The organism is Acinetobacter entericus (genome assembly GCF_026168575.1).
GTDB lineage: Bacteria > Pseudomonadota > Gammaproteobacteria > Pseudomonadales > Moraxellaceae > Acinetobacter > Acinetobacter bouvetii.
Genome location: NZ_JAPEQW010000009.1, coordinates 69433 through 84458 on the forward strand (window position 1 = coordinate 69433; position 15026 = coordinate 84458).

General features: G+C 43.1%; 13 protein-coding genes and 2 pseudogenes. 10 read left to right on the plus strand and 5 right to left on the minus strand.

Annotated features, from left to right (window positions below; translation table 11 throughout):
- Nucleotides 1–27 precede the first annotated feature (27 nt).
- From OKC24_RS08920 to OKC24_RS08930, 3 genes are read left to right on the plus strand one after another with little or no spacing between them, the layout of a single operon-like run.
- Entirely contained in the window at nt 28–1023 is a 996-nt protein-coding gene (locus tag OKC24_RS08920; protein ID WP_131277642.1) for an alpha/beta hydrolase, read from the plus strand.
- Between the two features lie 59 nt (nt 1024–1082).
- On the plus strand, nt 1083–1454 hold the full coding sequence (locus OKC24_RS08925) for a DMT family transporter (RefSeq protein WP_353682827.1): 372 nt from the start codon (nt 1083–1085) through the stop codon (nt 1452–1454).
- Nucleotides 1454–2014, plus strand: a complete 561-nt coding sequence (locus OKC24_RS08930; RefSeq protein ID WP_131277638.1) for a TetR/AcrR family transcriptional regulator — start codon at nt 1454–1456, stop codon at nt 2012–2014. Before OKC24_RS08925 ends, OKC24_RS08930 begins: the two co-directional genes overlap by 1 nt.
- 60 nt (nt 2015–2074) lie before the next feature.
- On the opposite strand, the pseudogene OKC24_RS08935 reads toward OKC24_RS08930, so the two are convergent.
- From OKC24_RS08935 to aceR, 4 genes and pseudogenes are all read right to left on the minus strand, one after another.
- Nucleotides 2075–3247 (minus strand): annotated as a pseudogene (locus OKC24_RS08935) (benzoate/H(+) symporter BenE family transporter); the annotation flags it as partial.
- 132 nt (nt 3248–3379) lie between these two features.
- Nucleotides 3380–4030 carry a leucine efflux protein LeuE gene (leuE, locus tag OKC24_RS08940; RefSeq protein WP_131277634.1) on the minus strand — a complete coding sequence of 217 codons (651 nt, stop codon included), beginning with the start codon at nt 4028–4030 and terminating at the stop codon, nt 3380–3382.
- 69 nt (nt 4031–4099) lie between these two features.
- Entirely contained in the window at nt 4100–5089 is a 990-nt protein-coding gene (gene tal, locus OKC24_RS08945; protein ID WP_131277632.1) for a transaldolase, read from the minus strand.
- An 89-nt stretch (nt 5090–5178) separates the two neighbouring features.
- Nucleotides 5179–6069 (minus strand): HTH-type transcriptional regulator AceR, encoded by an 891-nt coding sequence (aceR, locus tag OKC24_RS08950; protein WP_265464976.1) that lies wholly within the window; start codon nt 6067–6069, stop codon nt 5179–5181.
- Nucleotides 6070–6199: 130 nt separating this feature from the next.
- Here aceR and aceI point away from each other — a divergent pair, with 130 nt between their 5' ends.
- Entirely contained in the window at nt 6200–6625 is a 426-nt protein-coding gene (gene aceI / locus OKC24_RS08955; RefSeq protein ID WP_265464977.1) for a chlorhexidine efflux PACE transporter AceI, read from the plus strand.
- 268 nt (nt 6626–6893) lie between these two features.
- Nucleotides 6894–7934, plus strand: a pseudogene (locus OKC24_RS08960) (OmpW/AlkL family protein); the annotation flags it as partial.
- A 59-nt stretch (nt 7935–7993) separates the two neighbouring features.
- Here OKC24_RS08960 and OKC24_RS08965 read toward each other — a convergent pair.
- A complete protein-coding gene (locus OKC24_RS08965) occupies nt 7994–9535 on the minus strand; it encodes an acetyl-CoA C-acetyltransferase (protein ID WP_265464978.1) in 1542 nt (513 codons plus the stop codon).
- Nucleotides 9536–9775: 240 nt separating this feature from the next.
- On the opposite strand from OKC24_RS08965, the gene OKC24_RS08970 reads away from it, so the two are divergent.
- From OKC24_RS08970 to OKC24_RS08990, 5 genes are all read left to right on the plus strand, one after another.
- On the plus strand, nt 9776–11167 hold the full coding sequence (locus OKC24_RS08970) for a 3-oxoacyl-ACP reductase (protein ID WP_265464979.1): 1392 nt from the start codon (nt 9776–9778) through the stop codon (nt 11165–11167).
- Between the two features lie 196 nt (nt 11168–11363).
- Entirely contained in the window at nt 11364–12218 is an 855-nt protein-coding gene (locus OKC24_RS08975; protein WP_130146016.1) for a MaoC family dehydratase, read from the plus strand.
- 79 nt (nt 12219–12297) lie between these two features.
- Entirely contained in the window at nt 12298–13557 is a 1260-nt protein-coding gene (locus OKC24_RS08980; RefSeq protein WP_130146018.1) for a serine hydrolase domain-containing protein, read from the plus strand.
- 107 nt (nt 13558–13664) lie between these two features.
- Nucleotides 13665–14111: a copper resistance protein NlpE N-terminal domain-containing protein gene (locus OKC24_RS08985; RefSeq protein ID WP_130146020.1), complete on the plus strand. Its 447-nt coding sequence runs from the start codon at nt 13665–13667 to the stop codon at nt 14109–14111.
- Between the two features lie 164 nt (nt 14112–14275).
- Entirely contained in the window at nt 14276–14881 is a 606-nt protein-coding gene (locus OKC24_RS08990; protein ID WP_130146022.1) for a hypothetical protein, read from the plus strand.
- Nucleotides 14882–15026: the final 145 nt, after the last annotated feature.

Here is a 15026-nt window from a genome sequence, read left to right on the forward strand (position 1 = left end):
AATCGATTTATTTTTGAGGATGGGCTGATGCATTCAAAAATCGTGATCGCGCTGTTTAGCAGCAGTTTAATGCTGAATTTAGCGGCATGCCAAAACACCCAAAGCGGTACAAAAGTCATTGCCAGTGTTTTTAATGCATCCACCAATATTCAGAAAAAATTTATTGATAAGCATGCTCCGAAAGATGTGCGGGTCTACAACAATATTCAGTATATGGCTAATCCGAATTTGCATATGGACGTATACCAGCCTGAATATATTGCAGAAATTGGCGCGCGTCCAACCGTTGTGTGGATTCATGGCGGCGGCTGGATTTCCGGTTCAAAAGAGCATGCAAGAGGATATTTTAAATTTTTAGCATCAAAGGGTTACAATGTTGTCGCTGTTGAATATCAGTTTGCGCCCGATGCGGTTTATCCAACTCAGCTGCATCAAATTAATCAGGCTTTATCTTATCTTCAAATGAATGCTGCTCAATACCATATTGATGCCAGTAAGCTGTATTTGGCAGGTGATTCAGCAGGCGCCAATATGGCCAGCCATTATGCGGCTTTTGTTTCGAATTCAGACTATGCTCAATCACAGAATTTTCAGCCAGCAATCACGAGAAAACAGCTGCAGGGCTTGATTTTGCATTGCGGCATTTATGATTTAAATCATTTTGTAGAGACGGCGCCAGATGAAATTCGATTGCTGGAATGGGGCATTAATAATTTAGTGCAAGCATATACGGGTGAACGTAAAAATGATGCGGAATTTTTATCCAGCATATCTCCGCGCCAGCATGTTAATCAGAATTATCCGCCTGTATTTATCAGCGGGGGCAATAAAGACTTTTTAACCGCCTCGCAATCGCTCCCTTTTGTTGAAACACTGAAAGCCAATCAAGTGCCAGTTACCGAAGCTTTTTATCCGGACTCGAAAGAACTGCTGGTGCATGAGTATCAATTCATGATGAGTAAAAAAGCCAGTCAGCAAACGTTTGATAGGACCGTTGAATTTTTAAATCAGCTGACGCCGTGATTGGCAGATAAGCAAGATGCGCTTGCATAAATTCTATAAATGCGTAACATACCTACCAAATGGTATGTTTTCTTGGTCGAAGGTTTATGAATTCTGTGTACATGGCTTATGGCATGTTGGCTTTGGCAATTATTTCGGAAGTTACAGGCTCAACATTTTTAGTAAAGTCCGAAGGCTTTAGCAAAATAGGGCCTTCAATCGTGGTGGTGATTACATTTTGCATCGCCTTTTATTTGCTGTCTCAGGTCATTAAAGTGATTCCTCTGGGCATTGCCTATGCAATTTGGGCGGGTGTCGGCATTGTATTAACAGCGCTCATTGGCTACTTTGTTTTCCGCCAAAGTCTGGATACGGCCGCGCTGATTGGCATTGGCTTAATTGTCTCTGGGGTTATGGTTATTAATCTTTTTTCTAATGCAGCAGGTCACTAATGGAAAATGCCCATCAGCGTAAAAAGGCGCCTGAATTAATCCGGCAAAAAATTTTGGAACATGCGATTCAGTTGGCCTCTGAAAAGGGGGTATCGGGTGTGTCTATTCAGGCGGTTGCTGATCTGGCTGGCGTAACCAAAGGCGGGGTGTTTCACCATTTTTCCAATAAGCAAAAATTGCTGGATGCGATGGTGCATGAAGTTTTATTTCGGCTGGATCAAACCATAGATGCATATATGCAGAATGATCCAGAAGCTATCGGCAGCTTTACCCGGGCTTATATTTATTTTACGCTGCAGGATGACCATTCAGGGATCGGTGCGCTCTGGTCTGCAATATCCATGACTATGCTGACAGATCATGCCTTTAACACGAATTGGCTGCAGTGGCTGCATGGGCGCTTGGCGCGCCATCAGCAGACAGACAGCGGCAAGGAGCTTCAAATATTGCGTTATGCTGCGGATGGGGTGTGGCTGAACGTTTTTGCCTGTTCAGAAAGCACGCAGGAGATGCTGCGCATGCGGCAAGAGCTGCTGCACCGCACTTATATAAAACAGTAAAATAAAAAAGCATCGCTTAGCGATGCTTTTTTATTTGAAGCTTTGCGGATTGACTGCGGTTTATTTCTTGAATTTTAAAATGTAATGTACGGCAAAGCCGAAAATCAATCCCCAGAATGCGGCGCCAATCCCAAAAAATTGAATGCCTGATGCGCTGAATAAGAAGGTAAGCAGCGCGGCTTCACGTTCAGACGGCTCATGAAAAGCAATGGCAATGTTGTGGCTGATGGTTCCCAGCAGGGCTATGCCTGCCAGCGCTGTAATAAAAACAGCGGGAAAAGACATTAAAAAGCTGGTGAGTGTCGCCGCGAAGATGCCCATGACAATATAAAAAAACCCGCAGCTCATGCCGGCTATGTAGCGTTTAGCCGGATCAGGATGCACTTGATCATCCAGGCTGATGGCTGCGCTGATGGCCGCAATGTTGACGCTGTAGCTACCGAAAGGGGAAAAGATGGCCTGCGCCGTACCTGTCCAGCCGATCAACTGATTCACATTGGGCTGATAGCCGTAGCTTTTGATCATTGCGAGGCCCGGCAGATACTGTGACGCCATATTAATAACGAATAAAGGCAAGGCCAGTCCCAAAATGGCTGAGCTGCTGAAGGCAGGAGAAACCCAAACTGGTTTTGCCATGGCGATTTGAATGGCCGGCATGCTGAATTTCAAAAATAATGGACACAGCGCAATGCCTGCGATCACGGTAATAACAATGCTGTAGCGTGGCCAAAAGCGTTTAGACAGAATGTAGGCTGCCAGCAATGAAAGAATAAAGGCCCATTCATTTTGCATACTGGCAAATAAGGAAATGCCGAATTTCAGCAGTACACCCGCCAGCATGGCGCTGGTTAGGCTTTGCGGGATGTAAGACAGAACTCTTTGGAAAATGCCTAAAAAGCCTAGCGCTGCCGTTAATACGCCGCAAACTAAAAATGCGCCAATTGCTTCATTCAGGCTGTAGCCGCTGCCAGTCGCTAAAATTAAAGCCAGCCCTGCGGTAGACCATGAGGTCGCTACTGGGTATTTAAATTTCCACGATAAAAGTAAGCCGCTTAAACCTATGGCTAAGCCGAGCGCCCAAAACCAGGAGGTGATCTGTTCAGTGGAAGCGCCCAAGGTCTGTGCGGCTTCAATCACCAAAACCGCAGAAACACTGATACCGACCAAAAAGGTAATAAAACCTGCAAAGACTGCAGGCACAGAAAAGTCATTTAGAATTTTTTGCATAATCCATTGCTGCTGAAGCGCCTACTATTGGTTGAAAAGCGTAATAATCATACGCGATTCATATTTTTGCTGAAAGGCTGAAAGATTATTCCGGCGCTTATATTAATTGAGTATTTCTATAAAAACAGAATCATTGATTTAGAGAGAAGATGTTGCAAGCTTTAACCCAAAACCGCAAAACAGCAATCCGACGGAAGCGACACAGCATGCGGTCAGTTTCAAGCGGTTGCTGAAGTAAGAAGCAAGTTTGGCGCCAGAAAAAATCAGCACGGTTAAATAACTCATGCTGATGATTTGCAGCACAATGGCTAAAGCCGTAAAGGTAAGTGCTGGATATGGATAAGCCGGGTCAACAAACTGCACAAAGAATGACAAGTAAAATAAAATCGCTTTAGGATTTAAAATGCTGATGGTGAGCGCGGTACGGAATGGGTGCAGCTGTTCCAGAGATTCCTGCTTCAGCAAAATCTGCTCAGGCGCGGCAGTGGCCATCCATGTTTTATAGGATGCCAGCAGCAGTTTAATGCCCAGATAGCTTAAATAGGCCGCGCCAATCACTTTCAGCAAAATAAATAGCCATGGAAATGCGTGCAGCAATGAGGCCGCACCCAGTGCTGTCAAAATGATCAGAATCATATCGCCAGTATAGACGCCAAAAGCGCTGATATAGCCTGCCTTAATGCCATAGCGTGAGGCAATGGTCATGACATAAATTGAATTTGGACCTGGCAGCAGCACAATTAAAATTGTCCCAATAATATAGGTGGTTAAATCTGTAATGCCGAACACACCAAACTCGCATAAAAAAGCTGATGGGGCATTATAGCCGCATCAGCTTATAGAAAAAGATGAAATTTATTAAGCTTGAATTTCGGCATCAAGGCCGAAAGATTGGCGCAGCAGTGTACTTAATTGTTCACGGGCTTTAATAAAGCCATCAATGCCGCCTTGCAGCAGCTGAAAAGACATTAAGTCATGTTCCAGCTGCGCTTTAAATGATGCCTTATCTAGCAAAGCAATAGGGTGATCTGTATGCGGCTGCGCGTGATCATCAGAGAGCTGCAAATCAACTTGCTGCTGATCTTGCTCCAGCTCGGCAAGCAAGTTCGGCGATACGGTCAATAAATCACATCCGGCAAGACCCAGCACCTGTGCTGTGCTGCGGAAGCTGGCTCCCATAATTTCCGTTTTAATGCCGTTTTGCTTGTAGTAATGATAAATCTGTTTGACTGAGAGTACGCCAGGGTCTTTATCAATCGGATAGCTGTCCACATTTTCAGCTTTTTTATACCAGTCTAAAATACGGCCCACAAAAGGTGAGATCAGCGTGACGTTGGCTTCTGCACAGGCCTGCGCCTGATGCAGGCCGAACAGCAGGGTTAAATTGCAGTTAATGCCTTCCGCTTGCAAGGTCTTGGCGGCTTGAATGCCTTCCCATGTTGAAGCGATTTTAATTAAAATGCGCTTTTGATCGATACCGTACTGTTTATAAAGCGCAAGCAATTCTTTCGCTTTGGCAATGGTTGCCTCTGTATCATATGACAGGGCCGCATCGACTTCAGTGGAAACCCGGCCTTCAATCAATTTTAAAATTTCAACGCCAAATTTGACGGTTAAAATATCAATAGTGCGTTCAATTAATTCATCGCCTGCATAACCTTCTTCTTTGGCTTGAGCAAAAGCATTTTCAATCAGTTCTTTATTTTCAGTCTGATTGGCTGCCGCGGTAATAAGCGAAGGGTTCGTGGTTGCATCCAAAGGACGAAATTTTTCAATTGCAGATAAGTCACTGCTGTCTGCAACTATCGTCGTCATGCTTTTTAATTGGTTTAATGCAGATTGTGTCATTGATATCTAATTCTTAAAGTTATTGCCTGTACATTCTTTTATATCACAAACTTGATTTAACCCAAGCGCCTTGCATAAATCCATCGCTGCTAAAATGTATTTTTTCGCAGATTTCTGATGTGATTAATCAAAAAACGAGCAGCTGCGCCTTGCTGGCTTTCGCGATTCCAGACTAAATCGACAAAGTATTCAAATTTTGGAGTGAAGTCTGCGAAGTTTAAGATTTTCAGCTGCTGTTTCAGCAAGGGGTTTTCATTCAGCATGGCTTCGGGCAGCACACCCCAGCCTAAATTTTGCAAAATCATGGCGCAGGCAGAATGATGATTATCTGTACGCCAGTAATTTTTTGAATAAAGCAGTTCTGGCTTAATGCTGCGGTCGCGGCTGGCCACCACAATTTGACGGCTCTGCAGAATTTGCTCAAAACTGATTTTTGGATATTGTGCGAGTAAATAATCTTTGGATGCAACCGGAACCAAAGCCTGGCGCTTCAGCTCGATAAACTGCTCATTGCTTTCCAGCTGTTCTCGTTCAAACATCAAGGCAAATTGAGCTGTTCCATTAACCAGCATTTTTTGTGCATCTTCCTGCGGCGCGGTGAAAATATTGATTTGCAGCTCAGGAAATTGCTTTTCCAGCGCCGCGATATAATCGGTCCAATGGGTGTGCAGCAGTTCAGAAACCACCACAATGTTTAACGCAGACTCCAGGCCGGAACTAAGCGCCAAAGCATGCTGTTTCCATTGGTTCATTTCAATCAGCAATTGTTCAGTCTTTTCAAATAGCGTGATGGCCTGTGCAGTTGGGACAGGTTCACGGCCAGCACGGTTGAAAAGCTGGAGGTTTAAATCAATTTCTAAATTGGCGATGGACATGCTGACGGCAGAAGGGACTTTTCCCAGTTTGCGCGCGGCGGCTGAAAAAGATCCTGTCTGCATGACTGTTTTGAAAATAAGAAGCTGTTCTTGATTGATGTTCATGGGCACCCTGCAGTGGCTATGCATTCATGTGCATCTAATCTATCAAATATATTGAAAGAATCTAACTGGATTAATCAATTTAATGAAAATAAAATGCACCACATATTAATGATTTAGAAGAGAGTCTAAAATGTTGATTTCCAAGAGAAGGATTATTCATGCGCTAAGCTATGAGATCATCCTGTTGGTGATCATTGCTATCGCGCTCAGTTTTATTTTTGAAGTTCCGATGGAAGTGACTGGCACATTGGGAATTGCAATGGCGCTTACTTCTGTGATTTGGAACATGATTTTCAATAATTTTTTTGAAAAATTTGAAGCAAAAAGAAAGTTAAAAAGAACTGTTGGCGTGCGTATGCTACATGCTATTGGTTTTGAAGGCGGGTTAATGCTGGCGACGATTCCGATGGTGGCGTATGCCATGGAAATGAGTATTTGGCAGGCTATTCTGCTGGATTTCAGCATGACCATGTGCATTTTAGTTTATACATTTATTTTCCAATGGTGTTATGACCATTTAGAAGCACGCTTAGGATATCAGCCTAAATATCAATAAATTTCATGTAAAAGCAACACAATGGCCCAAAATGACATGCTTGGGTTTTTGTGGATATAAAAACCATTCCTTTTTTAACATAAGATAAAAAATGTAAACAAAAAATAAGCGTAATTATCCACTTAGTGTGATGGTTATTCTAAAAATAAATTTGTTTATGAATTCATCATGTCGAAAAAGGAATGAGACAATGAAATTAGGCTTAGTTGCTGTGCCATTAATTTTAATGGGTGTAACACAGGCAGGGGTCGCAGCCACACAGGGGAATTTTAAACGCTTTTCGGTTTCTGCAGGCTGGCTGCATGTCATGCCGCAAGGAAAAGCCAATCCATTTAATATTAATACAGCGGTGAAAAAAGGTACTGTAGCCACAGTTGGATCGATCAGCGAAGGTGCTTTCGTAAATTCTATAGATCCGAATGCTACTAGTATGGATTATGGAACAAATACTCCTTTTAATACCAAAACAGTTCTACAAGATTTAATTGATCAAGATGCTTTAAGAATGTTTGGTGTATCTGATGCTGATAGAAATGTTTTAGCTAGTGAGTCTGGCAGTGCAGTAATTAATGGCTTAGATTCCTGGCAATCGGGTGGCACAGGCCTTGAAGCTGATGATGTTGATACTTTGGGTTTAACTTTTAATTATTATTTAAATGATAATGTATCTTTACAGCTGATTGGCGGTATTCCGCCGAAAGTAGATATTAAAGGCAAAGGTGAAATTACAGCACCATTATCAGGCCATGCTACACCAACAGGTACGTCTGATATGTTATTTCCTGATGGTTTAGACCTTAAGCAAGATATTCCTATTACAAATCTTGGCAATAAATCTAAAGCGGCGACTGCACGCGCTTGGACACCTGCGTTAGAAGCACAGTATCAATTTGGTAAGAGTGGTATCAATAAGTTTAGACCCTATATTGGTGCAGGATTGATGTATGCCTATTTTAATGACATTAAGCTCAACTCAGAAATTCGATCAGATTTGGAAGCTGCGGGTCATATGATTCAAAATGTTTTAGATAATAAAGCAGGGGCAGCGCTAGATGGCAAAGTATCCTCTGGTGTAATGCGTGTAGACGTTGATGCTGATGATGCAATTGCACCAATTATTACCGCTGGTTTTACCTACGATTTGAATGACCATTGGTACGGAGTAGCTTCAGTTTCTTATGCTAAATTGAATAACAAAACTACGATTAATGTTGTGAATGAATCTACAGGCCAACAGTTAATTCATGCCACAACTAAAATTGATATTGATCCTTTAATTACTTATTTGGGTGTCGGATACCGCTTCTAAATATCAATACGTAAAAAAACCGCTCATCAGAGCGGTTTTTTACTTTCAAGCGTAAAGGATTATTTTTCTACAATCGCAGTCACACCTTGACCGCCAGCCGCACAGATCGAGATTAATACGCGGCCTGAACCTTTTTGGTTAATCAGTTTTGCAGCTGTAGCTAAAATACGTCCGCCAGTCGCCGCAAATGGATGGCCTGCCGCTAAAGACGAACCATTAACATTCAGCTTAGTACGGTCAATTGAACCTAAAGGTGCATCCAAACCTAAACGGTCTTTACAGAATTTAGGGTCTTCCCACGCTTTAAGGGTAGACAATACTTGAGAAGCAAATGCTTCGTGAATTTCATAGAAATCGAAATCTTGAAGTTTAATGCCGGCACGGTTAAGCATGAGCGGAACTGCATAAGCAGGCGCCATCAGCAAACCTTCTTTTTTACCTACAAAATCTACCGCCGCTGTTTCTTGGAAGCTTAAGTAAGCCAAAATTTCATGGCCATTTGCTTTCGCCCATTCTTCAGAGGCTAAAAGCACGCAAGAAGCGCCGTCAGTTAAAGGCGTAGAGTTGCCGGCAGTCATTGTGCGGCCGTCGCCTTTACCGAAAACAGGCTTTAATTTCGCCAGTTTTTCGACTGAAGATTCAGGGCGCAAATTATTGTCACGCTCTAAACCAAGGAATGGCGTAATCAAATCATCGAAGAAGCCTTCTTCGTAGGCTTTAGCCATTTTTTGGTGAGAAGTCGCAGCCAGCTCGTCTTGCGCTTCGCGTGGAATACCCCATTCAAGCGCTGTAATGGCTTGATGGTCACCCATTGAAAGACCTGTGCGTGGTTCGCCATTTTTAGGCGCATCCATTAAATCTTTAAGATTGATTTTGGTTAAAGCTTTTAAACGGTCTTTACCAGTTTTCGCAATGTTCAATTCAAGCAAAGCTTTACGCAGGCCGTCACCGAAAGCGATTGGCGCATCAGAAGTGGTATCTACACCGCCAGCAACACCGACTTCAATTTGACCCAAGGCAATTTTGTTGGCAACAAGGAAGGCCGCTTGTAAACCGGTGCCGCAAGCTTGCTGAATATCGTAAGCAGGTGTTTCAGGAGCAAGTTCAGTATTTAATACACACTCGCGAGTCATGTTAAAGTCACGGCTATGCTTTAAAACTGCGCCAGCAACCACTTCGTCTAAACGCTGGCCTTGCAGGTTAAAGCGTTCTACCAAACCATTTAATGCTGCAGTAAACATATCGGTGTTTGATGCAGTGAAATAAGCGCCATTAGAGCGGGCGAATGGAATGCGGTTGCCACCAATGATAGCAACGCGGCGGACAGTGTTTTGGCTCATGGTTTTATCCTGTTGAACAGAAGTTTGAGTTGTTTGTTTTAAAGCTGTATTTGATGGCGCTGCAGTTGTCGAAGCGGGGCTCTTGCTGGCGCTGCGTGCAGACGCTGCGCGAGGGCGGGCCGGCTTAGCTGCAGCAGCTGCTGACTTTGCCGCAGGCGCTGTTTTTTTTGCTGTGCGCGGAGCTGTGGTTTTTGATGGTTTTGACACAGCGGGTTCAGCAGAGTTTTCGGCTGCTGGATTTTCTTGAGTTGTTTTGCTCATAAGGCTTTTCCAAGCATGTAAAAGTATTTCTGGACAGTACATTAACATATTCAATGAGGGGCTGAATTGACTAGAATGACATTGCAGAAAGCTTTCAGGTCAAGTCATCAAAACTGCAACTCAAGTATTATTCTAACGACACTGATGGATCTGTTGAAATATAAGTCACTGACATCATATTGAAGTTAAAAGGATATCTTCAAAGCCATCAAAAAATTAATTTATTCGAGAGATACAAACATGACTGACCAATACCAAGCTTTCTCAAAATCTCCAATTGGTAAATTTGTCATCAAAAATTTAGGTTTGCCTGCACCGACTTTCCTAGAGCGTTTTGAGTCTGCTACTCCTGTGGTAAAAGGTGCGGTACTTGTAGGCGCAGCGTCAAACAGTCCGCTGTCTGCATCTATTGCGCAAGTGTTGGCCAACATTCATGCAAATGCCTATGCAGGAAACAATCCTGAACTTCAGCAAGCCGCGGCCAAAGCAGGTTTAAACCTTGGCGCCTTCAATGAAGGCGACAAAGAATCAAAATTTAAAGTCGTGGTTTTTGATGCGTCTGGTATTGAAAACTCTGAGCAGCTGCATGAGCTGTATGCATTTTTTAATCCGATTGCGCGTCAAATTCAAGCGTCTGGCCGTGTTGTGGTTGTCGGCACAACGCCAGAAACAGCGCCTACGGTAAAACAGGCCATTGCACAGCGTGCATTAGAAGGCTTTGTGAAGTCGGTTGGTAAAGAGTTCAAAAAAGGCATCGCTGCTAACTTAATTTATGTGGATGCCGGTGCTGAAGCGAACCTCGAATCTGCACTTCGTTTTACGGTATCTCCGCGTTCAGCCTATGTTTCAGGTCAAGTCATCCGTGTCTCTAAAGCAAATACTGTAGATGTGGATTGGGCAAAACCGCTTGCGGGTAAAACAGCTGTAGTCACTGGCGCAAGCCGCGGTATTGGCGAGGCGATTGCGCATGTGCTTTCACGTGACGGCGCGCATGTCATTTGCTTAGACGTTCCGCAGCAGCAGGCAGACCTTGACCGTGTCGCAGGTGAAATTGGCGGTTCTACTTTGGCAATTGATATTACGGCAGCAGACGCAGGTCAAAAAATTAAAGATGCTACGGCAGCGCAGGGCGGTTTAGACATCATCGTGCATAACGCTGGCATTACCCGTGACAAAACTTTGGCCAATATGAAGCCGGAACTTTGGGACTTGGTGATTAACATTAACTTGTCTGCCATTGAGCGTGTAAATGATTATTTACTGGCTAACGATGGTTTCAATGTCAATGGCCGTATTGTTTGCGTATCATCAATTTCAGGCATTGCAGGCAACTTGGGTCAAACTAACTATGCAGCCTCTAAAGCCGGCGTGATTGGTGTGGTGAAGTTTACTGCGCCATTGCTTAAAAATGGTGTAACCATTAATGCTGTAGCGCCAGGCTTTATTGAAACACAAATGACGGCAGCAATTCCTTTTGCGATCCGCGAAGCGGGCCGCCGTATGAACTCAATGAGCCAAGGTGGCTTGCCAGTAGATGTTGCTGAAACGATCGCTATGTTTGCATCTACAGCATCCACCGGTTTGAACGGCAACGTGGTGCGCGTTTGCGGTCAAAGCTTGTTAGGGGCTTAAGTTAGAATCCCCCTAAATCCCCCTTTTTTAAAGGGGGACTTCTCCTCCCTTTTTCAAAGGGAGGGTGGGAGGGATTTCTTAATTTGGGAGAGTGTGTATCTTATACTTCTCCCTTGCGAACTCAGAATATATTCTGGGGATTCTCATCTCCTTAAAGGAGAGGGAACTTTATAAAGATAATTTTCAAAGGTTCAGTATGAATACTCGCCATTTCAGTCAGCTGCCAAAACCTTATTTGGCTTATCCGAAAGTCATTCAGGGCTTAATTTTTAAAAAGCCGAAGGGTGAAAAAGTTTTGCCACAGGTTGAATATGTGGTGGATTCATTTCAAGTCGATGCAAAACATCTCAAAGCTTATAACGAAGTGTGCGGTTTTAAAAATAATGGCTATATTCCTGCCATTTATTTAGCTGTGCTGTCACAAAGCCTGCAAATGCACATGATGACACAGGAAGCGTTTCCGTTTGCTGTTTTAGGTTTGGTGCATATCCGCAATCAAATAAAGCAGCACCGTAAAGTGGGTGTGAATGAGCAGCTGAGTCTATCCTGCAAATTCGGTGAATTGAAACCGCATGATAAAGGCGTGCAGTTTGATTTTATTACGACAGCAAAAGTAGGCAATGAGGTTGTTGTAGAAGCTTTAACAACTTATTTAGCGCGTCAAAAAACCAATGGCGGCGCTGGCGCCAAACCTGCGGAAAGCAAAGCGCCTGAATATCAATTGGCTGCAACTTGGGATGTGTCTGAAAATACCGGCCGCCGCTATGCGATGACCTCAGGTGATTTCAACTTAATCCACATTCATGCCGTGACGGCAAAAGCCTTTGGTTTTAAACAGGCCATTGCACATGGCATGTGGAGCAAGGCAAAAGCCCTATCTAATTTAAATTTGCCAGAGGCGTATGAAGCAGACGTTTGGTTTAAATTGCCGATGTATTTACCGTCTAAAGTTGAATTTTTAACGGCGGAACAAGGCAAAGATACCGCATTTCTGATTCGCAATTCCAAAAATCAGAAACCGCATGTGACTGGTTCAGTCAAAGCGCTGTAAGAGAAGAAACTAAGCCTAAACCAGAGATGATTTAGGCTTTTTAAATGCGATAATGCGGAAAATAAATGAGGCCAAGGATATGGATATTCAGCAGATCAAACAGTTCTTTTCAGCAGATGCCAGCAACTATACAGGTACTGCTGATGAGCGTTTTACCGGCTTGACGCAGTTGTTCAGCAAATTGCAGGATTCCAGAACCGCATATGGCGGGGCCGCATTAGCCGTTTATTTCCAAGGCCAAAAAGTTGTCGATATTTATACGGGTCAAAAGTCTGCAAGTGAACTTTGGCAGGCGGATACACTGTCGATTTGCTATTCGACAGGCAAAGGTGTATTAGCCACTTTGGCGCATATTATGGTGAGTCAAGGACTTGTGGAATATGACCTGCCGATTGCGCATTACTGGCCTGAGTTTGCGCAAAATGGCAAGGCGCAAATGACTTTGCGGCACATTTTAAGCCATCAAAGCGGTTTATATGATGTGCGCAATAATATTGCTGAAGCAACGGAAATGGCAGACTGGCACCATATGCTGGATATCATGGCAAAAGCCAAACCGCGTTTCAGCTTTGGGGAAGACTTGGCTTATCAGCCTTTAACCTTTGGCTGGCTGGTCGGCGGGGTGTTGGAGAAAGCATCAGGGCAGACTTTAGCGCATTTAATGCAGCTGTATCTGGTAGATCCTTTGGCATTAGATGGCGCATATTTTGGCGTACCCAGCGATCAGCTGCAGCGGGTTGCGCGGCCATTGCTAAAACTTAAGAATGATGCACACCAAGCGGCTGACAAAAAGCAGGCTGCAGTCCGTAAAATGTCGGCATTCGACAAGCTGATTGAACTGAGCGGACAAAATCCTCAAGACTTTCAAGATGCCATGATCCCCAAAGGCATGAAGAAGTTCAGTTTTTTCAGTGATGAAGGCATTCAGGCGGTGATTCCAGCAGCGAATGGGGCTTTTACGGCAAATAGCTTGGCTAAAATTTATGCCATGCTGGCGAATCGCGGCGTTTGGGGTGGTCAGCAGCTGATTGATGCGGAAACTTTTGCCAAGCTGAGTGAAGTGCAAAGCCGCAAGCGCGACCGGATTATGCCAATCCCGATGCATTGGCGTTTGGGCTATCACCGTGTTTTGAGTTTGGGTAAATTTTCTCAAGGTTTTGGTCATATTGGCTTTAATGGTTCAGGCGCTTGGTGTGATCCTGAACGCCAGTTGAGTTTTGCCTATACGCATAATTTTCCGACAGGGTCACTCACAGGTGATTATCGATTGTGGGCCCTTACACAAGAGACATTGCGCTGCGCAGATAAAATATTGAAAGGTCAAAAGGGATGGTTTTAATTCAATATTAAATTGCTGAATGACAGTAATCGTTCACAAAGTTCGGATTAATTTGTGCTATTTTAGCGCCTAATTTTGAATGCAGTACTGTTTTGGAAAAGGGTGTTATGAAAAAAGTGATTTTGATTCCGTTAATAGCGACTGGCGCATTATTCGGCTGTCAGGATACGAATCAGTCACAAGCCAAAGACAAAACAACTCTCGAACATGAAATGCAAAAACCGATTTGGGCCGGTTCATATAGCGGTACTACACCTTGTCTGGGGTGTTCATCCCGCTGTGAAGATTGCCCAGGTATGGCGGTGGATTTAGTTCTAAAGGCTAATCAATCTTATGAGCTGCGCCGTGAAAGTTTAAGCGGCCATAATGAAGTGGAAGTATTAAAGGGGCAGTTCAAGTTTAAAGATACGGATGATACGCAGCTTGAATTACTGAATGTCAAAACCCGCAACATGATTTTTGTGGACTTGGAAAATCAACTGCTGGAAATTCGTATGGATCAAACAGCGCAGCCTTATGCTGTACAGGATGATTTTTTGCTAGAGCTTAGTTAAGCTTAGAACAGGTCCAGAAACTTCACTATATGCTTGACCACTTATGGCTCTTAACGAAAGTATAAATATGATGGGAGTTGCTTTCTTGCAGTTAATAAGGTATTGATAAAATAGTAGTTAATTAAAAAGCTGAGCATATAGTGAGTTTTAATAGAAATAAAAAAATGGGTTCGCAATTTTCTGGTTTTATCATTGCGGCAGTAATTGTCGGAAGTTTGTATTTTCTTTTCGCTGATAAAAATGTTAACCATTCTGTTGCATTAGAAAAATCATATTCATCTGTTGAAAATAACGATCAGCCAAATGCTTTAGAAAATATAGAAAAAGACAATGAAAGACATAAGGCTGAATTGAACGAAAATGCCCAACCTTTTGTCGCTAAAGTTATGCTCCGTTATTCAGATGATGGTTCAGTTTTGGGGCCAGTGCAATTGAAAGCATCTAACAATAAAGATGCTGTTTTTATTGTTAGAAATAAATTGAATAATACGATTATGGCGATTGTGCAAGTTCCAAGACAAAGCATTGAAAAAATTATGTTGCCAATTGGTAATTATTCAATTGAATTTGCACAAGGTGATAGCTTTTGGCAGGGACTTGGTGAGTTTTGGGGGCCAAGTACAAAATTTCATAAAAGTAAATTGGACCATTATGTAACCCAAGAATTTACTCAAACTGGTTCTAAGATAAGAGGTATTGGAATACAAATAGGTACGGATGAGGGAACAGTGTCGGAAAGAATTTCAAAAAAACAATTCGTTAGTGAATAAATTATTTTCTAATAAACTTATCTTACAATTTGCAAAACAGCTAAATCAGAATGTTAAAAAACAAATCCAATATTAAAGTCGTTAAATTTGAAAAAATCGATCGAATTACTTCCACAGACTGAGATCTTCATTCACTCTTAGCCAA

Coding starts and splice junctions, on each gene's coding strand:
- OKC24_RS08920 (WP_131277642.1), top strand. CDS start 28: ATGCATTCAAAAATCGTGATCGCGCTGTTTAGCAGCAGTTTAATGCTG.
- OKC24_RS08925 (WP_353682827.1), top strand. CDS start 1,083: ATGGTATGTTTTCTTGGTCGAAGGTTTATGAATTCTGTGTACATGGCT.
- OKC24_RS08930 (WP_131277638.1), top strand. CDS start 1,454: ATGGAAAATGCCCATCAGCGTAAAAAGGCGCCTGAATTAATCCGGCAA.
- tal (WP_131277632.1), bottom strand. CDS start 5,089: ATGACACAATCTGCATTAAACCAATTAAAAAGCATGACGACGATAGTT.
- aceR (WP_265464976.1), bottom strand. CDS start 6,069: ATGAACATCAATCAAGAACAGCTTCTTATTTTCAAAACAGTCATGCAG.
- aceI (WP_265464977.1), top strand. CDS start 6,200: ATGTTGATTTCCAAGAGAAGGATTATTCATGCGCTAAGCTATGAGATC.
- OKC24_RS08965 (WP_265464978.1), bottom strand. CDS start 9,535: ATGAGCAAAACAACTCAAGAAAATCCAGCAGCCGAAAACTCTGCTGAA.
- OKC24_RS08970 (WP_265464979.1), top strand. CDS start 9,776: ATGACTGACCAATACCAAGCTTTCTCAAAATCTCCAATTGGTAAATTT.
- OKC24_RS08975 (WP_130146016.1), top strand. CDS start 11,364: ATGAATACTCGCCATTTCAGTCAGCTGCCAAAACCTTATTTGGCTTAT.
- OKC24_RS08980 (WP_130146018.1), top strand. CDS start 12,298: ATGGATATTCAGCAGATCAAACAGTTCTTTTCAGCAGATGCCAGCAAC.
- OKC24_RS08985 (WP_130146020.1), top strand. CDS start 13,665: ATGAAAAAAGTGATTTTGATTCCGTTAATAGCGACTGGCGCATTATTC.
- OKC24_RS08990 (WP_130146022.1), top strand. CDS start 14,276: ATGGGTTCGCAATTTTCTGGTTTTATCATTGCGGCAGTAATTGTCGGA.